The following is a 22,684-nucleotide window of genomic DNA, read 5'->3' as shown; positions in this document are numbered from 1 at the left end:
ACGGGGATTTCGACAAACAATTCCTAGCGGATGACCTCGCGGCGGACGATCGTCTCGTCACGGCCGGGGCCGACACCGATGCAGGACATGAACGCACCCGACAGCTCTTCGAGTCGAAGCACGTAATTCTGCGCGGCCTGCGGAAGCTCCTCGAACGTGCGAGCCTTCGAGATGTCCTCGGACCAACCCGGCATCTCTTCGTAGATAGGCTTGGCGTGGTGAATGTCGGTCTGCGACATCGGCATTTCGTCGTGACGCACACCGTCGACGTCGTATGCAACACAAATCGGTACCGTCTCGAGGCTGCTGAGCACGTCGAGCTTGGTCAGGAAGTAATCGGTGATGCCGTTGACGCGCGTTGCGTAGCGGGCGATTACGGCGTCGAACCAACCGGTGCGGCGGCCACGACCGGTGGTGACACCGACCTCACCGCCCTTGTCGGCCAGGTACACACCGAACTCGTCGAACAGTTCCGTCGGGAACGGGCCCGAGCCGACGCGTGTGGTGTACGCCTTCAGGATTCCGAGAACAGTGGTGATCTTGGTGGGGCCGATGCCCGAACCAACCGCTGCGCCACCGGAAGTGGGGTTGGACGACGTCACGTACGGGTAGGTGCCGTGGTCGACGTCGAGCAGCGTTCCCTGTGAACCCTCGAGCAGGACGGTCTCGCCGCGCTCGAGAGCGAGGTTGAGTTCGAGTCGCGTGTCCGAGATGCGGTGCTTGAAGCCCTCCGCCTGCGTCAGAACTTCTTCGACAACCTGCTGGGGATCAAGAGCCTTGCGGTTGTAAATCTTGACCAGCACCTGGTTCTTGAATTCGAGTGCCGCCTCGACCTTCTGGGTCAGGATCTTCTCGTCCAGGACATCCGCTGCCCGTACGCCGACGCGAGCGATCTTGTCCTGGTAGCACGGGCCGATTCCGCGACCGGTGGTGCCGATCTTCTTGGCACCGAGGAAGCGTTCGGTGACCTTGTCGATGGCCACGTGGTACGGCATGATCAGGTGCGCATCGGCGGAAAGCAGCAGGCGGGACGTGTCCACGCCGCGCGATTCCAGGCCCGCGAGTTCGGTGAGCAGCACTCCCGGGTCCACCACGACGCCGTTTCCGATGACATTGGTGACGGCCGGTGTGAGGATTCCGGACGGGATGAGGTGCAGTGCGAATTTTTCACCGTTCGGCAGAACTACGGTGTGTCCGGCATTGTTGCCGCCCTGGTATCGCACGACCCACTGAAGCTGCTCGCCCAGTAGATCTGTAGCTTTGCCCTTACCTTCGTCGCCCCACTGGGCGCCGATCAGGACGATTGCCGGCATGACGTTGTCTCCTACGGTCGACGTGCAGCAGTTGTCCCGCCGCATTGGTACTGCCTGAATCCGCGCACTCTTGTGCAGCCGAGCTGTTGCAGTGACCGAAGGAGAAGTCTAGCCCAGAGCACACGATCAAACCCTTCGGTCCAGAAATCGGCTCGTTGTTGTCGCAGTTGTCGGTCTGTACCCGACGTCGCATTAGGATCGTGGTCTGCAATTCCGACGACTGTTCCCCAGCCAGGTGAGCGGTGTCGGTGGTGCAACCACCGCCGACAAAGTCATGATCGAGCTAGGAGCGCGCGTTGACCCCAGTGGTACTCAGATGTGGCGATTCACCCGTGCCTCTCCCGTTGGGCGAGGTCACGTCGTTCGCGCTGCCGGAGGTGCCCGAGAAAGACGACTTCAGTGAGGCCCTGGCACAACTGAAGGTCGTCTCCGAACCCCGCTTGATTGTGGTCGGCACGGACGCGGCGTTTGCCGCGGTGCTGACGCGACTGATGCGTCTCGAGCTATTGGACGTCGAACTCGCCTACGTCACGGAGGATCGGTCGGACGCCACCGATGCGTACAGACTGTCCACGGGCGCAAAAGCTGCCCGCGCAGCACTCAAAGGCACCGCGCACGTCGTGCCACTGATTCGCGACGACGCCGGAATAGCGCTGGTCGGCGCTGCCACGGTCACCGGCCCAGGTGGAACCGAGGAATTGATCGGTGAGGCGTATGTCGACGACAACAAACTCTTCTCGGGCACTGTGCAGGGTGTCCGGATTGTTCCGAGCCCCAAGCTGCCAGGCATCCGGGCGTCCGTTGATCGCCGCAGTCGCTGGGCTGGGCGACGGTGGCTGGAAGGTCGAGCCGTCCAACTGGGAGCGCCCGCAGCCCACCTCGTGCGCGACGGTGTTCCGAACCCCCGAGACCTCAAACGCTCGACCTTCTACCGCCACGACAAGACCTGGCTGTTGGTCCGGTGAGAACGGGCGCTGCGAGGTCAGCCGTGCGGCCTAGCCCCGTCTTCCTCGGGGTCGTGGCCATCGCTGTCCTCGGCGGCGTTGTTGCCTGGAGTTCCGAACGCGGTTCGGTGGCCGGCGGGGCCGGGGTTTTTGTTCTTGTCGTCGCAGGTTGGGTGGTGACTCTCTGTCTCCACGAGTTTGCGCACGCCTTTATTGCGTGCCGTCACGGCGACACCGACGTCGCAGCCCGTGGATATCTGACGCTCAACCCGTTGAAATACAGCCATCCTTTGCTCTCGATCGGGCTCCCGGTGCTGTTCATAGCTCTTGGCGGTATCGGCTTGCCCGGCGGTGCGGTTTATCTGCGCACCGGGATGTTCTCGCCCAAAGTCCAGGCCCGCATCTCCCTGGCCGGTCCGGCAACCAACGCCATCGCCGCCGTAGTCCTGCTTGTTGTCATACGCACGTATGGATCCGGACCAGAGCATGTGACGTTCTGGGCGGGGTTGAGTTTCCTCGCGTTCCTGCAGGTGATGGCGACCGTCCTCAACCTGTTGCCGGTTCCCGGACTGGACGGCTACGGCGCGCTCGAACCGTTCCTGAAGCCAACGACCCGAGCGCAACTCGACCAGTTCAAACCGTATGGATTACTCCTTCTGGTCGCAGTTCTCTTTGTCCCTCAGGTCAACGTGATCTTTTTCGACGCGATCTATTGGATCTTCGAACTCAGTGGGGTACCCGGGAACTACGCGGCGGCCGGCAATTCGTTGATGCGCTTCTGGACGTGACGGAGATCGCACCCTTCCGAACAATGCTGAACGCCGACATGAGAACCTGACATTTCGGTCTATTTACTTTTCAACAGGAGCACCACTGATGATTTCGGCGTCGATAGAGTGCGGCAATTCGGTTTACACCATCCGAAAGGCAGAGCTTCACGACGTAGGCACCCTGGTGGACCTTCTAGCCGACGACCCCATCGGGTCCACTCGTGAAACCACAAATCCCGACGCCCGGACGATCTACGAGAAGGCTTTCGAGAAGATCGACGCCGACGACGCACACCTGCTTGTTGTTGTCACCACCGCCGACGACAACGTGATCGGCACCGTGCAACTCACCTTCATCCCCGGACTGAGCCGGATGGGTGCAACCCGGATGCAGATCGAGGCCGTTCGGGTGCACGAGGATCACCGCAGCCAGGGAATCGGGAGCGCAATGCTGCGTTGGGCATGCGACGAGGGGGCACGGCGCGGCGCATTCCTCGCTCAGCTCACCTCCGACCAGACGAGGACAGAAGCCCACGAGTTCTACGAACGCCTCGGATTTGTCGCCTCACACATCGGGTTCAAGAAGTCCTTGAGCTAACGCACGGCTGAAGATCGCCACGGAATTTCCGAACCTGCGCATGCTCGTTTGCTTCGCATCGTCTGGCTGGTGATGCGAAGCAAACGAGCAGTGTTCAGTTCCAGCAGGGCCGGATTCAGTCTCGGTGGACTGGCCCTTGGCGGGTGGTGGAGCGTCGGCGTCGTTGTTTCGGGTCGATCGCCGACGGCGGGATGAACCAGGGTTTGTGATCATCGCCCATTTTGATTTCCCAGATTCCGCGGAACCCGCTGGTGCTGTGGATCAATCGGTGGTGATTTCGGCAGAGGAGGGTGAGATTGTCCATCACCGTCAGACCGCCCACTGACCACGGTTTTATATGGTGGGCGTCGCACCAAGCAGGTACCGCATCGCAGTTGGGGAAGGCGCAGCCTTTGTCCCGAGCAATCAACGCGGTGCGCTGTTCGGGTGTGACGAGGCGTTTGTGCGGCGTCGCATCCAGCGGCGCACCCTTGCCGTCCATCAACACCGTCGAGAGCATGCAGTCACAGGCGAGCATCCGGGTCAGGCTCACACTGAGCGGGCCCATCCACGGCATGTACCCGACATCAAGATCTTCGAAATCAGGCTCATCGAAATCCGCCGCGACATCGCTACGCATGGTGGCGCATTCCCGATGCTCCGCAAGATCTTTCGCAGTGATGTGCACATTCACATGCGGACGCTGACCGCCGTCAACACCGGTCATGGCATTGTCGAGGTACCGGCGAATCAGTTCCGTGAAGGCGTCGGCGGTGCGTTTGGCAGCTGATCGCTGATCCGGGGTTCCGTCCGCGGCCGGTTTCGGCATCGACAAACCCGAGAGGGCCGACAACAGCATTTCGCCGGTCAGCGCGTCGAAATCACCCTTGATAGCCACGCGCCCGTTGAGCGTCGGCGAAATCCGTAACACATTGAGATCATCATCCTCACCGGGCGGGGTCTCATCCGATTCGAAGATCCGCTCCAAAACCGCAATCGCGTACCGGAGTTTGATGGTGGTCGCCTCCACGCCGGATGCGGCAGCGAGCAGTGTTGCCATGCAGGACGGTAACGCTCTGTCGGGCATGCCTTTTGGTGGTGATTCGCAGAACGAGGCGATTATTGCCGCATGATCGAGCGAAAGGTCACCGGCCTCGAACTGCGCAGCAATATCCGGGAATCCCCGCAACGCGGCACCGAGGGCAGCGATCTTGTTACCGGCCGCGTTCTGCAGCATCGTATTCGCCGCCAACCACCGCCCCACACCGCGGTAGCACAGCACCTGCTCATCCGGATTGAGCGCCAACGCGTCGACAGCGGCAACCCGAATCGCTTCCAGCCGAAGAATTTCCGCAGATACACTCACGGCAACGTCTCGAACCTCCGCCGGGCGCAATTGCCACAACCTGCCACGCACACCCGCAGCCGAACCGGCTACAACATCCCCCACCGAAACAAAATCGCTGACCGTGGTCATCAGAGCCTCCCCACCCTTGACCACAATGATACTCGAACGTTCGTTCGATTCAAGAGGCATTTCGGACAGGTTCCAAGAATATTCACTCGAGCCGGACCTCTTTGCCGAACTCGAACAGTTCATCGCAACCTCCGATCTCCCCCACAACGTCAAAGACACCGCCCGACGCAAACTCGCCGACCCCACCCTCAGCTGGGAAACGATCGCCCAAAACTCGACGCCACCCGTCGTCACCTCGACCGCATAGCCCCGCCACGAAAGATTCGACACCGACCAACTCGCCGCCACGAACTGATCAAGCCAGGTTCCTCCCCAAACTGCTTAAGGTGTTTCAGGGGTGTTTCACTCCCCGAGCGGCCAAGAAAGTCGTCGCACAAGTCGCCCCGAACACCGTGTCGAGGGGAGCGACTCTACGGACTCTCCGGAAGGAACCACCATGACCGAGACCAACACCGCCTGATTCATTACAGGGCCCCGCATCGCAGGACACGGTGGATACGAAAACAAGTGCTACACCCATTACGTCCAAGACAACGGCGGCCACTACTGCCTGCACGGACCGATGGTCCAGACGGACGCAGAATGGCTCGCGAACAAGATGAACACCCAATGGGGCTAACCACCAGCGTCAAGGGTTTTCGGTGGTATTGAGCGCGAACGCGAACTCGGTCGTCGAGACAGTCGACTGTATATCCGCTGGCAAGCCAGCGCGAAGCGGCGGCGCGGCAGCCATGGACAAACAAGATTGCCTCGAGCGGTCATCCTCCACCTGAATTTTCGGGTGGTCATGGAACTTTTGATCGAGCCTCACCACAATGCAGGCTGCACGGGTGATTCATCGGATACGTTTCGGCACTTACGTTTCCGTGACAGAAGGCGCACTCGCTTCGCCACGGATCGGGCTGACACCTGGGTAGGCGACCTCTCCATCGTGTCCTTAAATAGCGATCAAGTCACACTTCTCGATAAGCAGTCGACTGTCGAGAACGCCGCGGCGGCCATCCCTTAAACAAATCAGCGCTTTTCCAGAGCGGAGCGCAGCGGAGTTCAATTTGGGACACCGTAGGTGGCCGGATCAACCGTCACATCACAGGCAAACCACCCTTGGGTAAGAAAATGACGCGGATCGCCTCTGCAATGCTCACGGCTTTTCCTCGGGCAGTCGCCGGCGGGCGTGGTCGGCGGCGCCGTTGCCGGTGATCAGCCACAGCGTGCTCAGGTCATCGATCAGTTGCTCAAGGGTGATATCGACAGTGCCGTTGAGCCAGCTCATGATCGCCTCGGCGGTGCCGCCGACGAGGAACGCCGGCGTAACTCGGGCCAGGCTGTCTCGTTCGAGTTTTACATCGTGAACTTCGCGGGCGTGTTGAACCAGGATCGTCGCGAGGCCTTGAACGACCGCGGCCCGGTGGGCCAACACCGCAGGGGACGCGGAAACCGCGTCGAAGAGCACCCTGGCGCGACGAGGGTCCTCGACCAGGGCTCGCACCGCAGCGTCGATGCTCTGAAAGGCCCTCTCCTGCAGGGACTTCTTTGCTGACATTGCGAACGCGAGGACGGCACTCTCGCTTACGTGACGTGCGGTTTCCTCGACGACGGCCGCCGCCAGTGCATCGAGGGTGTCGAAGCTTTCGTAGAAATAGCGTTTGTTCAGCCCAGCGGTGGAACACACCCTGGCGACCGTCGCGGTGCGCCACTGGTCAGTGGCCATGATTCCCAGCGCGGCGTCGATGAGCTGGTTGCGGCGAACCCGCACCCGCTCGCCGGCATCGATTCCGCCGTAGCTCCGCGCAGGCTGGGCACTCATGACAGCCATAGTGGCATTCGCCTCGTCTCGTTCGCTGCGTAGGGCCCTTGACACCTGTCGACCATATTTGGCACAGTTTGGTACCAGAATAGTTCATCGGCTACCGAGAGGACGTTCATCGATGTCACCCACACCGCCTGCTGCTACCGGTGCCACCCAACTTCCCTCCACCGTCACAGCGGTGATCGGGCCGATACTGGCCGAGTTGCGTGAGCTCTCCAAACACGCGCCGGGTCGAGCGCGAGTAGAGGGATGGCGGTACCTACGTGAGCTGAGTAGGGCCGACCGCCGCGACCAGATCGGCGCGTTGTTTGCCGCCGGAACACGGCCCGCGCAGCTCGACGGTGCCTACGAAGGTTTGATCGTGGGCAAACTCTTCAATGTTCCCGAGGCCGCGTTGGCCAATCCGCTGCTCGCGATCAACCCGACGTGGCAGGGCAAGACGTTCAACGCCGAGTCAGGTACGGGGTTCAATCGACTGATCCCGTTGGCGCGCTATGCGATGCGGGTGATCGCGCCGCTCTATCGCGGCCTGCGTCGGGCCGGCCCGGAGATTGTGGGCTTCGACTTTCGCTACAGCGCCGATGTCGGACTGGTCACTCCCAAGATTCCCGTGATCGCGCTGGACTCCGGCATCGAGGAGTACTGCAATCCGAGTGTGCGGACCTTCCCGATCAAACGCACCCGTGACGAGATCGTCGAGTTGCTACCAGGGCTGTACCTCGGTAGAGCGTTGCTCACGATGCACACCGGTGAGATTCGTACTATCGCCCACTTTGCGTTGCGCCACTTCGAGAACGAGGAGGTGCGGTCATGATCGAACTCGACGGGGCCGTCGTCTGTGTCACCGGCGCAGCCCGCGGCATCGGACGTGCCACTGCTGCTGAACTTTCTCGCAGGGGAGCACTAGTGTGGATCGGTGACCTCGACACTGAGGAGGCCGCCCGCACCGCTGCTGAAATCGATGCCAAGTCAATGCATCTCGATGTCACCAAAGGGGAAAGTCTGCGAAAGTTCTGGGCTGCCGCCAGCGCCGACGGCCCGGTTCGGATGCTCGTCAACAATGCCGGAATCATGCGGCTAGGTCCGTTCGTGGACCAAAGCCTCGAAGGCCATCATCAGGAGGTGGCGGTCAACCTCGGCGGCGTCATCAACGGCATGCACGTCTTCCTCCCCGACATGTTGGCCCGCAACTGCGGCCACATCGTCAACGTCGCATCAATGGCCGCCAAGGTGACCACACCAGGAATCGCGGTGTACTGCGCCACCAAGTTCGCCGTTGCCGCCCTGTCGCGGGCTGTGCGCGCCGAAATTGCCCACACCGCAGTCACGGTCACTACGATCATGCCTGCGGCAGTCAACACCGAACTCACCTCTGGTGTTTCGCTCGATCTGCAACCCACGCTGCAACCCGAACAGGTAGGTCGCGCCATCGCCGACACTGCACGCCGACCAGGTCGCGAGGTCACAGTCCCGCGCTGGCTGGCACCGATAGGAACGCTCGAGGAAGCTGCACCTGAACGTCTCTTGCAAGTCGCTAAGCGTGTCGTCACCCGCAACCGGCCACCCGGGGATTACGACGACACCCAGCGCCGCGCGTATCTCGACCGAATCCTCCGATGACCACCTTGCTCAACAGGATCGCCAATCGATATTCGACGATTAGCTGTTGCCGCGCACCCGAGCGCCGTTCACGGACACCCGCAACTCCCCCAGTGGCACGACGTGGCCGGATTGGTTGCGCACGTCGACCGTCACGGGTTCACCAGTGCTGTCGTCGGCAACGTTGAGCGGCCCACCCCTGCCCCCGTGCAGGTACTTGTCGCCCCACTGCATGAGCGCCAGCACCGCCGGCAGTAAATCCCGGCCCATCTCGGTGAGCACATACTCGTGCCTGGTGCGCTTCCCGGGCTCCTTGTACGGCTGACGCTCGAAAATGCCGGCGGCAGTGAGATCCTTCAGACGCGCCGACGCTACCGCTTCGGTGATACCGACCCGCGACGCAAAATCATCGAAACGGGTTGTGCCGTAATAAGCCTCACGCAGGATCAGCATCGCCGACCTCGTGCCGACCACTTCCATTGCGCGGCCAATCGAGCAATGCGTGGCTTGCCACGCGTCCCGATCCGCCAAGACTCCGGTCAGTCGCACTGCGTCCATACTCATCACCTTACTCCCTGACTTGCCATTGCCATAGCCAGGGTTTAGGTTCCTGACTATGGAACTCAACAGTCAGCCCGTCAGGACGGGCCCACTTCTGGCAATCCTGTCGGGAGCACCATTTGTTGCGAGCCTCGATCTCTTTGTCGTCAATGTGGCCTTCGGCGACATCGCGAAGAGCTTTCCCGGACATTCACTCGGCGAGTTCAGCTGGATCCTCAACGGATACGCAATCGTCTACGCCGCACTGCTCATCCCACTCGGGCGTTGGGCTGACCGCATCGGCCCCAAACGAGCGTTCATCGCCGGTCTCGCACTCTTCACTCTCGCCAGTGCCGCTTGCGCTTTCAGCCCGTCACTGTGGATGCTCGTGACATTCCGCATCGTCCAGGCCGTGGGCGCTGCAGCACTCACCCCGGCCAGCCTCGGACTTCTGATCAACGCACTCCCGGCCGCGAAACGCCAATCCGGCGTTCGCATCTGGGCCGCTTCCGGCGCTGCGGCAGCGGCATTCGGCCCCGTTGTCGGCGGCATGCTCGTGGAGGCGTCGTGGCACTGGGTGTTCCTGATCAACGTTCCCATCGGGATCGTGCTGCTCTACTTCGCCGTTCGACTTGTCCCGGATGCCGCGGAGAAGGACCCCGATGCAGGAATGGACCTGGCCGGCGCCGCACTCCTCACCGTCGGTATCGGCGCTCTTGCTCTCGCACTGGTTCAGGGTCCTGACTGGGGATGGACAGACCCGCGCATCGTTACTGCCTTTGCGCTCGCCGCGGTCACTCTGATTGCCTTCTGGTGGAGCAACTCCCGCCACTCCGCTCCGCTGATCGCGCCGGACCTCCTGAAAGTCCGCTCGTTTGCCTGGTCGAATATCACCGCCATCTTGTTCAGCGCCACATTCGCGGCCGGACTTCTCGCGAATATCCTTTGGTTGCAAGAAGTCTGGGGATACTCGGCACTGCGAACCGGATTTGCCGTCGCTCCCGGTCCGATGATGGTTCCGTTGTTTGCCATCGTGGGCGGAGCCCTCACCCGCAAATACTCCGCCGGCCGAGTAGCCGCTCTGGGCAGCGCGCTCTGGGCTGCGGGCACGCTTTTTGTCCTGCTGTCGGTGGACACGACACCGCACTACGCCACCCAACTGCTGCCGGGGTGGATCATCACCGGGATCGGCGTCGGCCTCGCTCTGCCCACCATCCTCTCGCAGGCAACAGCCGACCTGCCCGCTGCGCGATCGGCCACCGGCAGCGCCGTCATCAGCATGAGCCGTCAGATCGGTACTGTGCTTGGCGTGAGCATCCTGATCGCAGTCCTCGGAAGCGCGGTCGACTACAGCACCTTCCGACAAGCCTGGTGGGTCATCGTCGCAATTGCTGTTGCATCCGCAGTCGCATCACTCGGGATGACTCCCACCTCCAGCACGGATACCGCCAGCTCGGAGACCGCCGGCACGAAGTCGGTGCCGCGGCAAGGCATACCCGTCGAGTAGTCCGGCAAGGTCCGGACCGTCAGTCAGTGACCCAACGCCGTCCATTCGGGATCCGGCTTGCTCGCCACTACTCGGAACACGACCCCGCCCCGTCCGCTGCGCTGCACTTCGTCGATCAGGAAACCCGCGTCCTCGAGGTATCCGATGGGATCGCGAGTGAGGTGGTCGGAACCGAAACGCACAAAAAGCGGTTCGACCACCTTCATCACGGCCCGCGCAAAAACATTGGTGCTCGGCCCGTGTTCCGCCAGAACAAATCGACCGCCGGGCACCAAAACGCGGAAGGCCTCGACTGCAGCTCGGCCCGGATCAGGAATCGTGCAGAACGCGTAGGTGGACAGCAGCGTATCGACGCACTCGTCGGGGATATCCAGTTCCTGCACGTCTCCGTACCGAAGGTCGACGCTGGTGCTCACACCCTCGGAGACCCTGGCGCGGGCCTGATCGAGCATCGCTTTCGAGATATCCACTCCGATGACGTAGTCGACGTCCTTACCGTAGAGCGGCAAGTTCAGGCCGGTACCCACGGCAATCTCGACGACGCGGCCGCGCGCTTTGTCGACTGCCCATCTACGTGCGTCACCGAGTGCAAAGCGCTCGAAGCGTCCGATCTGTCGGTCGTAGTGAGTCGCCATCGCGTCGAAACTCTTGGCGACCTGTGCTGTGTCCGGTTCGCGCATGATGCCCCATTCGGTCGATCCCATTCGGTCGATCCCCTGTGCAGTCTCGCACGCGAACAACTAGCCCGGAAGCCCTTAACGCAACGATCTCTGCAGAGTTGACGTCGGGTCTGCGCTACTCACGCTGCGAAGTCGCCGGTATCGTTCGAGGTGACCTGCCGCCGCCTCCGACGTTCATGGGATAGAGACTTCGTGCGATCAAGCAACTGCGTTACCGGATCCGTCCGGCCACCCCTTTCCACTGATTCCACTGGAGGTTTGTGATGGCCGGCGGACTGTTTGCCCTGCTCGACGACGTCGCCGCTCTGGCTCGGATGGCAGCAGCGTCGATCGACGACGTAGCTGCCGCGACCGGTAAGGCAACCGCCAAGGCTGCCGGCGTGGTGATCGACGACGCGGCTGTCACTCCGCAGTACGTGCGCGGCTTGGCGGCCGAACGCGAACTGCCGATCATCAAGCGCATCGCGATCGGGTCGTTGCGCAACAAGCTGCTGATCATTCTGCCGATCGCGCTGCTGCTCAGCCAGTTCCTCCCCGGGCTACTGACTCCCCTGCTGATGGTGGGTGGCTGTTACCTCAGCTACGAAGCTGTCCACAAAATCTGGGGAGCGATTTTCGGCCACGGCGACCATCACGAGAGCGCAGACGAGCATCCTCGTGACGAAGAGGCCGTTGTCTCCGGCGCCGTGCGTACCGATCTGATTCTGTCGGCCGAGATCATGGTGATCGCACTCAACACCATCGCGGGTGAAGGTTTCTGGAGCCGACTGATCATTCTTGCCGTCGTCGCTGTGGTGATCACCGTTGTCGTCTACGGCGTTGTCGGATTGATCGTGAAGATGGACGACATCGGTTTGCGCATCGCCGAGTCGTCGTCCGGTTTCACTCACAAGGTCGGGCGCGGGCTCGTTCGCGGCATGCCGCACGTGATGTCGGTGCTCTCCGTGGTCGGCACCGCCGCAATGCTGTGGGTGGGTGGCCACATTCTTCTGGTCGGCATCGACGAACTCGGCTTCCATCCCCTCTACGACGCCGTTCATCACGGCGAAGAAGCGGTCAAGGATATTGCCGGTGTCGGCGGAGTCCTGGCATGGATCGTCAACACTCTTGCATCTGCAGCTCTCGGCCTGGTGGTCGGTGCGGTGATCGTCGCAGCGCAGTTGGGCATTACGAGCGTGCTGGCAAAGCGATCGGCGACGGCCTAGTCGATGTGCCTGTGGCGCGCCGCCATCTGCTCCGCCACCGCGCACACTGCATCGCGCAGCGACAACGGTTCCAGCACTTCGACGTCCGCACCCAAACCGATCAACTGAGAGAGCGCAACTTCAGGGCTTTCCAATCTCAATTCGACGTCCATCCATCCGGCCGAATCAGGTGGACCTGGCACCACTCGCGACGCCTCGACTCCCACCGCATCGGGGAGTCTTCGCCAACCGTTGGGCGACAATCGAATCCGACAGCTGAAACGCAACAGCGAACGGTCGAACTCCGCCATGGATGCCGCCCACCATATCGCCAAATCGAAATCCGCAGGCCTGTCGGATAATTCGTCACACACCACGGGGCCGGTGATTCGGCCGACCCGAAACGACAGAGTTCGACCGCCCAGACGTGCCACCAGATACCAGACCCCGGCCTTGATCACGAGACCGAGCGGATCAACCGTCCGTTGTTTGTCACGGTAAGTGAAATGTACCCGGCGTGAATCCAGCACCGCGGACGCAATAGTCGGCAGTGCCGAGATATCGTCGCTGCCACCGAACCATCCGGGGACGTCCACAAGAATGCGGTCCTGCCACAACCGCGCGCCTTTCTGCAGGCTCGGCGGCATCGTATCCAGCAGTTTTGCGGCCGCGGCGTCCGCGGAATCCGTCCGGCCCAGATCGGCGGCGATGGACGGCACGCCCAGCAGCATCAGCGCCGACGTCTCGTCGTCTGTCATTCCCGATAGCTTGGACTGCCAGCCGTCGAGCAAGCGGATACCGCCGCCCGGGCCACTTTCGGTCCAGATCGGCACACCGGCAGCGGACAACGAGGCCACATCGCGGTAGATCGTCCGTACCGACACCCCGAACTCGCCGGCCAACTGCTCGGCTACAACTCCTCGACTGCCCTGCAATCGCAACATGAGTTGAAGCAGGCGCGCGGATCTCATGGAGCGAACATTACCGAGAATCACTGACAGAAGTTGTCAGGAATAGGGGTGCAGAATGACCGTCATGGTCACCTGGAAGCAGTTCTCCGAAGAAGTTCCCGCCCTAGCCACAGCCGTCGAAGCTCGATTCAAGGCCCACAAGCATCACGTGCTCGCAACCCTGCGCAAGGACGGTTCACCGCGGGTCAGTGGCACCGAGGTGGAAATGCTCGACGGGCGTCTGGTGCTCGGATCGATGTTCGGCGCTCTCAAGGCAAAGGACCTCATCCGCGACGGGCGCTACGCCCTCCACAGCAATCCCGGCGAGCACACGATGGAGGGCGGCGACGCGAAGATCGCCGGAACCGCACGAGAGGTGACCGGCGAGGAGTTCGAGACTGTGCTTGCCAGCTATACCTACGAGGTTCCGAAACCCCTGCACCTCTTTGTCCTCGACATCGACGAGGTAGTCCATACGACGGTCGACGACGAACATATGTACGTGGACCTCTGGAAGCCGGGAAAGGAGATCACCCGGTTCACCAAGTGACGTTCTTCTCGCAATGCTCGCCGTTGGCGCACGATTCCACCTGCACGGTCGCGTGTGAAAGCCCGTGACTTTCCAAGACCGCGCGGGCGGATTCGAGAACGTGGGAAGAATCGGCGTCGCTGGTCAAATGCACTGTGGCAACGTCCATTCCCGTCGTCAGGGTCCAGATGTGCAGATCATGCACGCCCTTGACGTTGGGTAGTGCGGCCAGATCGGCTTCGACGGTTTCGACATCGACATCGGCCGGCGACGCTTGCGTCAGAATGCGCAGCGACGCGGCCGCCAACTTGAGTGCGCGGGGAACCACCCACAGCGAGATGAGCACACCGACAACGATGTCTGCCCACGTCCAGCCGAACAGTAGGACCACAGCGCCGGCGATCAGAACACCAACGCTGCCAACGGCATCCGCGAGCACTTCGAGGTAGGCGCCGCGTACCGCAAGGCTGTCCTTGGAGTCGCCGCGCAACATGAGCATGACCACGATGTTGGCGAGCAACCCAACTGCGGCAGTGATGATGAGAGCGCCGCCGGGAATCTCGGGTTCGTCACCGATGCGGCCGATGGCCTCGTACATCACCCACGCCGCAACGGCCAAGAGCATGGCCGCGTTGGCCATCGCTGTGAGGACCTCGGCGCGATGCCAGCCGAAAGTCCGTGCAGCGGTGGTACTCCCCTTCTTGGCGAGCAGGAGCGCTGTCAACCCCATGGCCATGCCGACAACATCGGTGAGCATGTGGCCGGCGTCGGCGAGCAGAGCCAGTGAGCCGATGAGCAAGCCGACGGTCGCCTCGAGAACGAGGAAGGCAACCAGGATCGCGAGTGCGATCACCATCTTCCGGATGCGCGTCGGACTCGGTCCTACTCCGACCGAATCTGCCGCCGTGTGACCGTGAGAATGACCGTGCCCTGACCCCATATGACCGCTTACCTCCTGAGTTCTCCCGATCATATGCATACATTCGCATATATACAACGGGTTGCTCGGTGAGCGGGACAAAGGTCAGTGTTCAGGCTGGTACGCCGGTTTCTCCACAGTGGGCGGCAACGTAGCGATTGCCGAAATACGCTTCATCCCCGCCACCTGCAGTAAGTCGACAACCAGCGAGCGGATCTGCGCGAACACCACCGTCGCAGACAGACCGGCCGTCTCCACAATTGCCGGCTTCAATTCCTTGGCCACCGAACGCAGCACCCGGGCGGCCTCCGCCTGGTCAGGCTGCTCCCCCGGTTCCGCGAGAATCATTTCCCTCAAGACGTCGACGGCCTTGGACAATTTCTCCACCTGCGTCACCAGACGCGGATCGAGAATTTCGTCGTCCCTGACCAACGTCAGGGAACGCCGCGACAGAACTCGAATGTTGCGCATCGCGTTGTCGATGGGATCGGCTGTCGCCATGAGTCGTTCGAGCCGCGGGCGAGTGTTCCAGTACAGCGGCGAGATCCGACTGATCTCCTGCCCGCCTTTGAGATTGGTGCGCAATCCGTCGATCGCCGACTGCGTCGCGCGGGCCTTGCGGAGAGCCTTCACTATCGGCTCGGGATCGTTGGCTCGCAATCCGTCGGCCACCAACGCCAGCACCTCCGACGACGTCGCGAGAATCGCCGCCGCGTCCTTGCGAGCGCGTCGCACGGGATGTGTGGGGATGATCGCGACCACCGCGATGCCCACCAAACCACCGACCAGTGCGTCGATCATGCGGTCGATTCCGCCGGTACCCCCTGGCGGAATCAACGTCGCCACCAGCACAGCCGAGTTACCGGCCTGCATCGAGAAGATGGGGCCGCTGTTCAGCAAGACCGCCACCGACATCGCCAGCACCACCACCAGGCTGATCTGCCACGCGCCGCTGCCGATACCGGAAATGATCAGATCGCCGATACCGATGCCGACCGTCACACCGGCCACCAACTCGAACGAGCGACGCAGGCGAGCACCCAACGACAGCCCGAGCGACACGACAGCGGCAATGGGCGCAAAGAACGGCGCGTGGTGCCCGATCACCGTGGTGGCAACCCACCACGCCAACCCTGCGGCCAGTGCGCATTGAAGAATCGGTAGCGCCGACGTTCTCAGCCGGCGCCCCGACTTGCGAGCGCGGTCCTTGATGCTCGACGCGCTCGGACGGAAACTGCTAACCGACGCCAAGCGCTTCGGCAGCGTTGGGGTCGCAATCCTCGAGCAGGTCCAGGCAGCGGGCGTACTCGTCTGTCTCACCGATCGACTGCGCGGCCTTGGCCAGCACTGCTACACAACGGAGGAAACCGCGATTGGGCTCATGGCTGTACGGGACGGGCCCGAAGCCCTTCCAACCATTGCGACGAAGCTGATCGAGTCCGCGGTGGTAACCGGTACGCGCGTAGGCGTACGCGGTGATGGTTGCGCCACTCTCGAATGCGGCCTCGGCCAGATACGCCCACGCGATGGACGCAGTGGGATGATCAGCCGCTACCTGAGCCGGATCAGCGTGGTTGAGCAGGGCCGATTCTGCGTCGTCGTCGCCGGGAAGCAAAGTGGGCTTGGGTCCGAGCAGGTCACCGAATTGGGTCATGGGCTTATTGTGCCCGCTGCGGTCCGTGGGCACCGGACCGCCTCACCCGTGGTCGCCGTTACGACCGGATTCGACCGATCGTTACGCTGGGGACGTCAATTGCCCCAGACCGAAGGATGACCGGTGCCGGACTCGAAAGACGACAACTCGACAAAGAGAGCGCCGGAAAAACAGGGGGCGCCGGAAAGTTCGACGCCGACTGAACCCGCCACCGTCGCGATCCCCAAGGCATCTCCGAAGCCCCCGGCGCCTGAGCCCGCAACCGTAGCCATTCCCAAGGCACCGCAGCCCCAGATGCCGCCGCCCCAGGCACCGCAACGTCAGTCGCCGCAACGTCCGTCGCCGCAGCCCAAGGCACCACAGCCGGTCCGCGCCGCGCCGCAGCGCGTCGGAGTAGCAGCCGGAATTCCGCCGCAGCAGCCTCTTCCCACTCGAATCGAGCCGGCCGCGCCGGAGCAGGCGAAGCGCGGTGGCAAGGGGTGGTACATCGCCGCGGGAGCAGCCGCTGTCGCCATCGTGGCCGCGATCGGCGTCGCACTGTATGTCTCGTCCGAGAGCAGCAGCGGGGGAAACTCACCGGAAGCTCAGGTCCAAACGGCGATCAGCACGTACGTCGACGCTCTCGCGTCCGGTGACATTGCCGCACTGCGCACCGCAACGTGTGGTTCTCTCGCCGACTACTACCAGTCCGTTCCGGACGACGCTTTTGCCCAGGTCCACCAGAATGCGGTAGCGCAGAAGACGATTCCCCAGGTCAGCGCCGTCGACGCCGTCCGAATCACCGACGACACCGCTATCGCCCAGGTTGAGGCGAGCATCCCGGCAACCGGGGAACGGTCGTGGCGAACCTTCGATCTGGAACGCCAGGACGGAACCTGGAAGGTCTGCGACCCGAGCCAGACCGGTTAAACACTCGAACCATAACCAACTGTGCGCGCCCACGAAGTCGTCGACTTCGTGGGCGCGCACAGTTTTTCGATCGAGCAGTTCTAGCCTCCGGACACCGAGCGGCCGGCCGACTTCAGGTCGTTGCACGCCTCGATGACACGAGCAGTCATGCCTGCTTCGGCCTTCTTGAGGTAGCTGCGCGGGTCGTAAGCCTTCTTGTTTCCGACCTCACCGTCGACCTTGAGGACGCCGTCGTAGTTGGTGAAGAAGTGTCCCGCGATCGGACGCGAGAACGCGTACTGCGTGTCGGTGTCGACGTTCATCTTCACGACGCCGAAGTTCAGCGAATCCTCGATCTCGGACTTCAGCGAGCCCGATCCACCGTGGAACACGAAGTCGAACGGCTGCGAGCCGGCAGCGAGGCCGAGCTTCGCTGCGGCAACGCGCTGGCCCTCGTCGAGAACCTCGGGCTTGAGCTTGACGTTGCCCGGCTTGTACACACCGTGCACGTTGCCGAAGGTGGCAGCGAGGAGGTACTTGCCCTGCTCGCCGACGCCCAGAGCGTCGACCGTCTTCTCGAAGTCTTCCTTCGAGGTGTACAGCTTGTCGTTGATCTCGGCTTCGACGCCGTCTTCTTCGCCGCCGACAACACCGATCTCGACCTCGAGGATGATGTTTGCAGCTTTCGACAGTGCAAGCAGTTCCTTGGCGATCGCCAGGTTCTCGTCGATCGGGACAGCCGAACCGTCCCACATGTGGGACTGGAAGAGCGGGTTACGGCCGGCGTTGACGCGTTCCTGCGAGATGGCGAGCAGTGGACGCACAAACGTGTCCAGTTTGTCCTTCGGGCAGTGATCGGTGTGCAGCGCGATGGTGACGTCGTACTTGGCGGCAATCACGTGCGCGAACTCGGCGAGTGCAGCAGCACCGGTAACCATGTCCTTGATGCCCAGACCGGAACCGAACTCGGCACCGCCGGTCGAGAACTGGATGATGCCGTCACTGCCGGCGTCTGCAAAGCCCTTGATGGCTGCGTTGATGGATTCGGAGCCGACACAGTTGATAGCGGGGAAGGCAAAGGAATGCTCCTTGGCCCGACTCAGCATCTCGGCATAGACCTCGGGAGTTGCGATAGGCACGGCGGGAGTCCTCCATTTACGTGTCGTTCGGAGCGCTCGACGATGTATAAAGCGCTTCGTGTGGTCCTAGCAGTATGGCAAGTCGTGGTCGCCACGTCTCTTTGCGGTCTCGCCGTGACGTGGACGACGCGGTGACCTGCAGCAGTGGGAAACACTCAGACGCTCCCGGTAGTCTGGCCTCCGTGAATGTGCAGGCAGCAACTGAATCCGTGACGAACCTGGCCTTGCTGCCCGGCTTCCTCGATCCCGTGAACCTCTTGAACTCCTTCGGAACGTGGGTTCTGGTGGGATTGCTTCTGGTGGTCTTCATCGAATCCGGCCTACTGTTTCCGCTCCTGCCCGGCGATTCCCTCCTCTTCACCGCAGGGTTGATCGCGGCGTCCAAGTCCACCGAGATCGAACCGTTCGCGCCGTTGTGGGTGCTGTTGGTGACCATTCCGATTGCCGCGATCCTCGGTGACCAGGTCGGTTTCTACATCGGCGCCAAGGGTGGAACTGCTCTGTTCAAGAACGACGACGCGAAGTTCTTCAAGAAGAAGTACATCGACGAGTCGCACGCGTTCTTCGAGAAGCACGGCCCGGTCACCATCATCCTGGCCCGCTTCGTGCCGATCGTGCGTACCTTCGCACCGGTTGTCGCCGGCGCATCGAAGATGAAGTACTCACTCTTCCTCACCTACAACATCGTCGGTGGCATTCTGTGGGGTGCCGGCGTCACGATGCTCGGCTACCTCCTCGGTCAGATCGAGTTCATCCGCGACAACGTCGACTACATCTTCATCTTGATCGTCCTGGTGTCTGTCCTGCCGATCGTTTTCGAAATCGGAAAGCGCCTTCTCGCGTCACGACGCGGTGAAACGGCGAATACTTCAACTACGGACAATTCGGAATCCGTGACCGAGGAACCGACTCACTGATCACCAGAACCGAGGCAAGAAACTGACCACCATGACACTCGCGTCCGGCAGTTTCGGTCCCCTCGAAACCGCTGGTCCTGCGCTGGTGTGGATCATCGTCGTGACATTCGTCTTCATCGAATGCGCGATCATTCTGGGGTTGTTCCTTCCCGGCGATTCTCTCCTCATCACCGCAGGAATTGTGCTGGCCGGCCACGAATCCGGCGCCGGACACGTGTGGGCTCTCTCGGTGGGCGCCATGATCGCCGCCATTGCCGGCAATCAGGTCGGGTACGTCATCGGTCACCGAACGGGCAACCACATCAAGGCCCGCAAAGGTGGCAAATACTTCACCGAGAAAAACCTGCACCGGGTCAACATCCTGCTGGAGAGACACGGCTTCTGGGCTGTCCTGATCGCCCGCTGGATCCCCTGGATACGCACCCTGTGCCCCATGGTCGCGGGCGCAGCCAAGATGAACCACACGCGGTACACCGTGGCCAGCACCATCGGCGCAATCATCTGGGCGCCGGTACTGCTGCTGATCGGCTTCTACGGCGGCTCGTTCCTCGATCGTGTCCCCTGGCTCCTGCCTGCGGTCCTGATCGTGATGACTGTGAGCCTGGTCGTCGGCACCGGTCTCGGCATCTGGCAGTACCGCAAGGAAATGGCCCGCCCCGCCGAGGACGTCGAGGTCGAGGAAGTTCTGGACTGACGCCTTTAGCGTTTGCCCGGCTGAGGCTCTGGCGCTCAGCGTTTACGCGGCTGAGGCTCTGGCGCTCAGCGTTTACGCGGATATCCCGCGGCTGAGACGACGTATGCGGCTTCCATGAGCATCCAGCCGCCCAACTGCACTGACAGGTCACGCTCCGGGACGCTCGACGATCGCACCGAACCTCCCGTGAACGTCGCCAGTTCCCCGGAAAGCCTCGGCAGTGTGGCATCGCGAGTCCAGTCGTGACCGAACAGCGGTAACCCCTCGACCTCGAGGCGGTTCTTCCAGGCGGCTTCCGCCGACGCCAGCACGATCTGCGCCGCGATCTCCTTCGCCCGAATGTCCTCGTTGCTCTCCCAGGTCAGGTTGACCACGACAAACGCCAGATACCGCACCAGGATCGCGTTGAACAGGCCACCGTCACCGCCGCCGCCTCCGGTGATGACGCCGCGATCGGTCAAACCGTCGTAGACCGCGTTGACGAGGGCGTGAACCCGCTCGCGGTGCCTCGGTTCACCCAACCGTATCGCCAGTTCCGTCTCCAGGCCGAGAGTGACTCCTTGGCAATACGAGTAAATGGCCCGTTCGAGCGTTCCGTCGCGGCGGACACCGTCGAAGATCAGGCCCGATTCGGGATCACGCAGAGTCTCCTCGATCCAGTCGGCGTGCGCCTGAGCTCGCCACAGCTTGCCAGTCCGAGCAAGCATGATCCCGGCCGGGCCGTTGGCCGGGGTGTTGTAGAAATCGGAACCCTTGCACCAGGGAATTCCGCCACCGTCCTCCGGCGACCACGAGTCGAAGAGTTGAGATTCGAGAGCTTGTACGGCGCTGCGATGGTCCAGTGCAAACAGCCGTTGGGCGCGTTCGAGCGACAACCCCAGCCAGGCCATGTCGTCGTAGTAGCTGTTGGTCCAGGACCTGACGTTGCGGACGCGGACGCTGCGGGCAACCTTGGCAATTCTACGACGACGCTTGGGCGTCGGGTCACGTTCGAGCGCGTCGACGGCAGTATCGAGCAGATGCGCCTGCCACCAGTAATGCCACGGGCGGAACATGCGCTCGCGGCGCACCGCCGGCCACGCCACGACACCCAGCGCTGTTCTCGGCATTGCCCACAACCGTCGCAGATGCCGACTGACAATGGCTCCTTCGGCCGCATCTGCGCGTTCCGCCCACACTTGCTGCATAAGACATATCCTGTCCCCTCGGAGCCTGCGGCGCTAGCGCCTACCCAGCTAACAGACTCCGGCAAGGTCAGCGGGAGTTACGAAGATCCGCGTGCTCCCGCACCCAGGCATGCATCGCGATACCTGCCGCGACGCCGGCGTTGATGCTGCGGGTCGAGCCGAATTGTGCAATCGATACCGTCATGGACGCAACCTCTTTCGCCAGTTCGGTCACTCCTGGACCCTCCTGGCCGAACAGCAGAATGCAGTCTCTCGGCAGGCTCGCGGTTTCGAGTGGTACCGATCCGGGGGTGTTGTCGACGGCAACGATAGTGAGCGAATTCTCACGTGCGTACTCGACCAACTCGCCGATGTCAGCATGGTGAACGATGTGTTGGTACCGATCGGTGACCATGGCGCCGCGGCGGTTCCACCGTCGCCGGCCCACGATATGCACGGCCGCTGCGGCAAACGCGTTGGCAGTACGAACCACGGTGCCGATGTTGGCGTCGTGCGCAAAATTCTCGATGGCCACGTGCATCGGATGACGCCGCGAGTCGATGTCATCGACAATCGCCTCGCGTGTCCAGTACCTGTACTCGTCCAACACGTTTCGACGGTCACCCTCCAGCAGAAGCAGCGGGTCGTAACGCTCGTCGGTGGGGAGGTCCGTCCCGTGAAACTCCGCCCACGGGCCGACACCGTTCGGGTTTTCGCCCCATTCTGTCGGACCGACCTCGTCGGCCGGTTCTACACTCACGTCGGACATCAGAACACCTCGTTGGAATCGGCAGCCACGGTGAATCCGTGTGTGGTCTGCTCGTTGACACACGAGACATCCGTCGCCGTGGTAGTACATGTGAAGCCCAGCTTAGACAGTGGCGTTCCGGGCGGAAGCACCGGATCAGCTTCGGGTCCGCCGGACATGTACACCGGGCCACCAGAGCACATGAAGGCACCTTCACCCTCATCTTGAACACGAATTCCGTTGCCCCAGTTCACCATGCAACTGTCCGGGCGCGGCGGCACCGGAGTTGTCGTTCCCTCACACCCGGCTTCGATGCGGGTGGGCAATCTGATGATGCCGCACTGGAAGTTCCCGTCCGGAGTAGTGAAGTAGTAGGACTCGTTGCGCTCGAAGTGCACGTCCGTCAATGTGGTTGTCGGCGGCACAGTTGTGGGCGGGATCGTCGTCGTTGTGACAGGTACCGGAACGGTCGTCGTCACCTGGGGCGTGGTCGAGACTGCCGTACTGGATTGCGTGGTCGGCGTCGGCGCAGACTGCGCGTCACCGCCACAACCAGTGAGCAGTACCGCCGAACCCACACTCAGACACAGCAATCCCACCCGGACACGAACCACCGCGACTACCTCCACCCATGTCTTCTGCCTCAACCCGGCCCACAAAACGATTCCGAACTATATCG

The 22,684-nt window shown here is 62.2% G+C and carries 25 protein-coding genes; 12 read left to right on the top strand and 13 right to left on the bottom strand.

Going from position 1 to position 22,684, the window contains the following annotated elements; translation table 11 throughout:
* Positions 1–23: 23 nt before the first annotated feature.
* Positions 24–1,313, bottom strand: a complete 1,290-nt coding sequence (locus tag R4P64_RS24625) for an adenylosuccinate synthase (protein WP_033235650.1) — start codon at positions 1,311–1,313, stop codon at positions 24–26.
* Between the two features lie 305 nt (positions 1,314–1,618).
* Between R4P64_RS24625 and R4P64_RS24620 the strand changes: the two genes are divergently transcribed.
* The 3 genes from R4P64_RS24620 to R4P64_RS24610 all read left to right on the top strand — a co-directional run bounded on the left by R4P64_RS24620 (position 1,619) and on the right by R4P64_RS24610 (position 3,625).
* Positions 1,619–2,278: a hypothetical protein gene (locus tag R4P64_RS24620; protein WP_033235651.1), complete on the top strand. Its 660-nt coding sequence runs from the start codon at positions 1,619–1,621 to the stop codon at positions 2,276–2,278.
* On the top strand, positions 2,275–3,045 hold the full coding sequence (locus tag R4P64_RS24615) for a site-2 protease family protein (RefSeq protein WP_317823089.1): 771 nt from the start codon (positions 2,275–2,277) through the stop codon (positions 3,043–3,045). Before R4P64_RS24620 ends, R4P64_RS24615 begins: the two co-directional genes overlap by 4 nt.
* Positions 3,046–3,133: 88 nt before the next feature.
* Positions 3,134–3,625, top strand: coding sequence for a GNAT family N-acetyltransferase (locus tag R4P64_RS24610; RefSeq protein WP_033235653.1), 492 nt, complete (start codon positions 3,134–3,136; stop codon positions 3,623–3,625).
* Between the two features lie 115 nt (positions 3,626–3,740).
* Here the strand turns inward: R4P64_RS24610 and R4P64_RS24605 are convergent, their stop codons facing one another.
* Entirely contained in the window at positions 3,741–5,081 is a 1,341-nt protein-coding gene (locus R4P64_RS24605; RefSeq protein ID WP_317823088.1) for an HNH endonuclease signature motif containing protein, read from the bottom strand.
* Positions 5,082–5,097: 16 nt separating this feature from the next.
* Between R4P64_RS24605 and R4P64_RS24600 the strand changes: the two genes are divergently transcribed.
* Positions 5,098–5,328, top strand: a complete 231-nt coding sequence (locus R4P64_RS24600) for a hypothetical protein (RefSeq protein WP_146153428.1) — start codon at positions 5,098–5,100, stop codon at positions 5,326–5,328.
* 894 nt (positions 5,329–6,222) lie between these two features.
* Here R4P64_RS24600 and R4P64_RS24595 read toward each other — a convergent pair.
* On the bottom strand, positions 6,223–6,888 hold the full coding sequence (locus R4P64_RS24595) for a TetR/AcrR family transcriptional regulator (RefSeq protein WP_033235815.1): 666 nt from the start codon (positions 6,886–6,888) through the stop codon (positions 6,223–6,225).
* A gap of 121 nt (positions 6,889–7,009) precedes the next feature.
* Here R4P64_RS24595 and R4P64_RS24590 point away from each other — a divergent pair, with 121 nt between their 5' ends.
* Both R4P64_RS24590 and R4P64_RS24585 read left to right on the top strand, forming a co-directional pair.
* On the top strand, positions 7,010–7,705 hold the full coding sequence (locus R4P64_RS24590) for a hypothetical protein (protein ID WP_317823087.1): 696 nt from the start codon (positions 7,010–7,012) through the stop codon (positions 7,703–7,705).
* Complete coding sequence (locus R4P64_RS24585) at positions 7,702–8,511, top strand: SDR family oxidoreductase (RefSeq protein ID WP_033235656.1); 810 nt, start codon at positions 7,702–7,704, stop codon at positions 8,509–8,511. The genes R4P64_RS24590 and R4P64_RS24585 overlap by 4 nt, the downstream gene beginning before the upstream one ends.
* Positions 8,512–8,550: 39 nt before the next feature.
* On the opposite strand, the gene R4P64_RS24580 is transcribed toward R4P64_RS24585, so the two are convergent.
* Positions 8,551–9,048 carry a winged helix-turn-helix transcriptional regulator gene (locus tag R4P64_RS24580; RefSeq protein ID WP_045064086.1) on the bottom strand — a complete coding sequence of 166 codons (498 nt, stop codon included), beginning with the start codon at positions 9,046–9,048 and terminating at the stop codon, positions 8,551–8,553.
* Between the two features lie 58 nt (positions 9,049–9,106).
* On the opposite strand from R4P64_RS24580, the gene R4P64_RS24575 reads away from it, so the two are divergent.
* Positions 9,107–10,537 (top strand): MFS transporter, encoded by a 1,431-nt coding sequence (locus R4P64_RS24575; protein WP_317823085.1) that lies wholly within the window; start codon positions 9,107–9,109, stop codon positions 10,535–10,537.
* A gap of 23 nt (positions 10,538–10,560) precedes the next feature.
* Here the strand turns inward: R4P64_RS24575 and R4P64_RS24570 are convergent, their stop codons facing one another.
* Positions 10,561–11,241: a class I SAM-dependent methyltransferase gene (locus R4P64_RS24570; RefSeq protein ID WP_033235658.1), complete on the bottom strand. Its 681-nt coding sequence runs from the start codon at positions 11,239–11,241 to the stop codon at positions 10,561–10,563.
* 239 nt (positions 11,242–11,480) lie between these two features.
* Between R4P64_RS24570 and R4P64_RS24565 the strand changes: the two genes are divergently transcribed.
* A complete protein-coding gene (locus R4P64_RS24565) occupies positions 11,481–12,422 on the top strand; it encodes a DUF808 domain-containing protein (protein WP_033235659.1) in 942 nt (313 codons plus the stop codon).
* On the opposite strand, the gene R4P64_RS24560 is transcribed toward R4P64_RS24565, so the two are convergent.
* Positions 12,419–13,372, bottom strand: coding sequence for a YafY family protein (locus tag R4P64_RS24560; RefSeq protein ID WP_317823083.1), 954 nt, complete (start codon positions 13,370–13,372; stop codon positions 12,419–12,421). The two genes, R4P64_RS24565 and R4P64_RS24560, sit on opposite strands and share 4 nt — an antisense overlap.
* Before the next feature lie 64 nt (positions 13,373–13,436).
* Between R4P64_RS24560 and R4P64_RS24555 the strand changes: the two genes are divergently transcribed.
* The gene (locus R4P64_RS24555; protein WP_317823246.1) at positions 13,437–13,901 is read left to right on the top strand and encodes a pyridoxamine 5'-phosphate oxidase family protein; all 465 of its coding nucleotides are present in this window, start codon (positions 13,437–13,439) and stop codon (positions 13,899–13,901) included.
* On the opposite strand, the gene R4P64_RS24550 is transcribed toward R4P64_RS24555, so the two are convergent.
* The 3 genes from R4P64_RS24550 to R4P64_RS24540 form a co-directional block, all read right to left on the bottom strand.
* Positions 13,891–14,820, bottom strand: coding sequence for a cation diffusion facilitator family transporter (locus R4P64_RS24550; RefSeq protein WP_317823081.1), 930 nt, complete (start codon positions 14,818–14,820; stop codon positions 13,891–13,893). The genes R4P64_RS24555 and R4P64_RS24550 overlap by 11 nt on opposite strands.
* Before the next feature lie 84 nt (positions 14,821–14,904).
* Positions 14,905–16,050, bottom strand: coding sequence for an FUSC family protein (locus tag R4P64_RS24545; protein WP_033235661.1), 1,146 nt, complete (start codon positions 16,048–16,050; stop codon positions 14,905–14,907).
* Positions 16,037–16,453: a DUF3151 domain-containing protein gene (locus tag R4P64_RS24540; protein ID WP_033235662.1), complete on the bottom strand. Its 417-nt coding sequence runs from the start codon at positions 16,451–16,453 to the stop codon at positions 16,037–16,039. Before R4P64_RS24540 ends, R4P64_RS24545 begins: the two co-directional genes overlap by 14 nt.
* 123 nt (positions 16,454–16,576) lie before the next feature.
* Here R4P64_RS24540 and R4P64_RS24535 point away from each other — a divergent pair, with 123 nt between their 5' ends.
* On the top strand, positions 16,577–17,362 hold the full coding sequence (locus R4P64_RS24535; RefSeq protein ID WP_317823078.1) for a nuclear transport factor 2 family protein: 786 nt from the start codon (positions 16,577–16,579) through the stop codon (positions 17,360–17,362).
* 80 nt (positions 17,363–17,442) lie between these two features.
* On the opposite strand, the gene fbaA is transcribed toward R4P64_RS24535, so the two are convergent.
* The gene (gene fbaA / locus R4P64_RS24530; RefSeq protein WP_045064096.1) at positions 17,443–18,480 is read right to left on the bottom strand and encodes a class II fructose-bisphosphate aldolase; all 1,038 of its coding nucleotides are present in this window, start codon (positions 18,478–18,480) and stop codon (positions 17,443–17,445) included.
* 182 nt (positions 18,481–18,662) lie between these two features.
* On the opposite strand from fbaA, the gene R4P64_RS24525 reads away from it, so the two are divergent.
* Both R4P64_RS24525 and R4P64_RS24520 read left to right on the top strand, forming a co-directional pair.
* Positions 18,663–19,397, top strand: coding sequence for a VTT domain-containing protein (locus R4P64_RS24525; protein WP_317823076.1), 735 nt, complete (start codon positions 18,663–18,665; stop codon positions 19,395–19,397).
* Between the two features lie 31 nt (positions 19,398–19,428).
* Positions 19,429–20,091, top strand: coding sequence for a DedA family protein (locus R4P64_RS24520; protein ID WP_033235666.1), 663 nt, complete (start codon positions 19,429–19,431; stop codon positions 20,089–20,091).
* 65 nt (positions 20,092–20,156) lie between these two features.
* On the opposite strand, the gene R4P64_RS24515 is transcribed toward R4P64_RS24520, so the two are convergent.
* From R4P64_RS24515 to R4P64_RS24505, 3 genes are all read right to left on the bottom strand, one after another.
* Positions 20,157–21,278, bottom strand: a complete 1,122-nt coding sequence (locus R4P64_RS24515) for a glycoside hydrolase family 76 protein (RefSeq protein WP_317823073.1) — start codon at positions 21,276–21,278, stop codon at positions 20,157–20,159.
* Positions 21,279–21,345: 67 nt separating this feature from the next.
* Positions 21,346–22,026 carry a TrmH family RNA methyltransferase gene (locus tag R4P64_RS24510; RefSeq protein WP_172936387.1) on the bottom strand — a complete coding sequence of 227 codons (681 nt, stop codon included), beginning with the start codon at positions 22,024–22,026 and terminating at the stop codon, positions 21,346–21,348.
* Entirely contained in the window at positions 22,026–22,619 is a 594-nt protein-coding gene (locus tag R4P64_RS24505) for a DUF6636 domain-containing protein (RefSeq protein ID WP_095887955.1), read from the bottom strand. Before R4P64_RS24505 ends, R4P64_RS24510 begins: the two co-directional genes overlap by 1 nt.
* Positions 22,620–22,684: the final 65 nt, after the last annotated feature.

Source organism: Rhodococcus sp. IEGM 1366 (genome assembly GCF_033142425.1).
GTDB lineage: Bacteria > Actinomycetota > Actinomycetes > Mycobacteriales > Mycobacteriaceae > Rhodococcus_F > Rhodococcus_F globerula.
This window is presented reverse-complemented; position numbering and strand designations above follow the sequence as displayed.

What these genes read in the sequence shown, in the direction of transcription:
- R4P64_RS24570 (WP_033235658.1), bottom strand. Translation starts at nt 11,241, where the DNA reads ATGGGATCGACCGAATGGGGCATCATGCGCGAACCGGACACAGCACAG.
- R4P64_RS24580 (WP_045064086.1), bottom strand. Translation starts at nt 9,048, where the DNA reads ATGGACGCAGTGCGACTGACCGGAGTCTTGGCGGATCGGGACGCGTGG.
- R4P64_RS24585 (WP_033235656.1), top strand. Translation starts at nt 7,702, where the DNA reads ATGATCGAACTCGACGGGGCCGTCGTCTGTGTCACCGGCGCAGCCCGC.
- R4P64_RS24540 (WP_033235662.1), bottom strand. Translation starts at nt 16,453, where the DNA reads ATGACCCAATTCGGTGACCTGCTCGGACCCAAGCCCACTTTGCTTCCC.
- R4P64_RS24625 (WP_033235650.1), bottom strand. Translation starts at nt 1,313, where the DNA reads ATGCCGGCAATCGTCCTGATCGGCGCCCAGTGGGGCGACGAAGGTAAG.
- R4P64_RS24560 (WP_317823083.1), bottom strand. Translation starts at nt 13,372, where the DNA reads ATGAGATCCGCGCGCCTGCTTCAACTCATGTTGCGATTGCAGGGCAGT.
- R4P64_RS24610 (WP_033235653.1), top strand. Translation starts at nt 3,134, where the DNA reads ATGATTTCGGCGTCGATAGAGTGCGGCAATTCGGTTTACACCATCCGA.
- R4P64_RS24565 (WP_033235659.1), top strand. Translation starts at nt 11,481, where the DNA reads ATGGCCGGCGGACTGTTTGCCCTGCTCGACGACGTCGCCGCTCTGGCT.
- R4P64_RS24510 (WP_172936387.1), bottom strand. Translation starts at nt 22,026, where the DNA reads ATGTCCGACGTGAGTGTAGAACCGGCCGACGAGGTCGGTCCGACAGAA.
- R4P64_RS24575 (WP_317823085.1), top strand. Translation starts at nt 9,107, where the DNA reads ATGGAACTCAACAGTCAGCCCGTCAGGACGGGCCCACTTCTGGCAATC.
- R4P64_RS24555 (WP_317823246.1), top strand. Translation starts at nt 13,437, where the DNA reads ATGGTCACCTGGAAGCAGTTCTCCGAAGAAGTTCCCGCCCTAGCCACA.
- R4P64_RS24590 (WP_317823087.1), top strand. Translation starts at nt 7,010, where the DNA reads ATGTCACCCACACCGCCTGCTGCTACCGGTGCCACCCAACTTCCCTCC.
- R4P64_RS24595 (WP_033235815.1), bottom strand. Translation starts at nt 6,888, where the DNA reads ATGAGTGCCCAGCCTGCGCGGAGCTACGGCGGAATCGATGCCGGCGAG.
- R4P64_RS24605 (WP_317823088.1), bottom strand. Translation starts at nt 5,081, where the DNA reads ATGACCACGGTCAGCGATTTTGTTTCGGTGGGGGATGTTGTAGCCGGT.
- R4P64_RS24520 (WP_033235666.1), top strand. Translation starts at nt 19,429, where the DNA reads ATGACACTCGCGTCCGGCAGTTTCGGTCCCCTCGAAACCGCTGGTCCT.
- R4P64_RS24550 (WP_317823081.1), bottom strand. Translation starts at nt 14,820, where the DNA reads ATGGGGTCAGGGCACGGTCATTCTCACGGTCACACGGCGGCAGATTCG.
- R4P64_RS24515 (WP_317823073.1), bottom strand. Translation starts at nt 21,278, where the DNA reads ATGCAGCAAGTGTGGGCGGAACGCGCAGATGCGGCCGAAGGAGCCATT.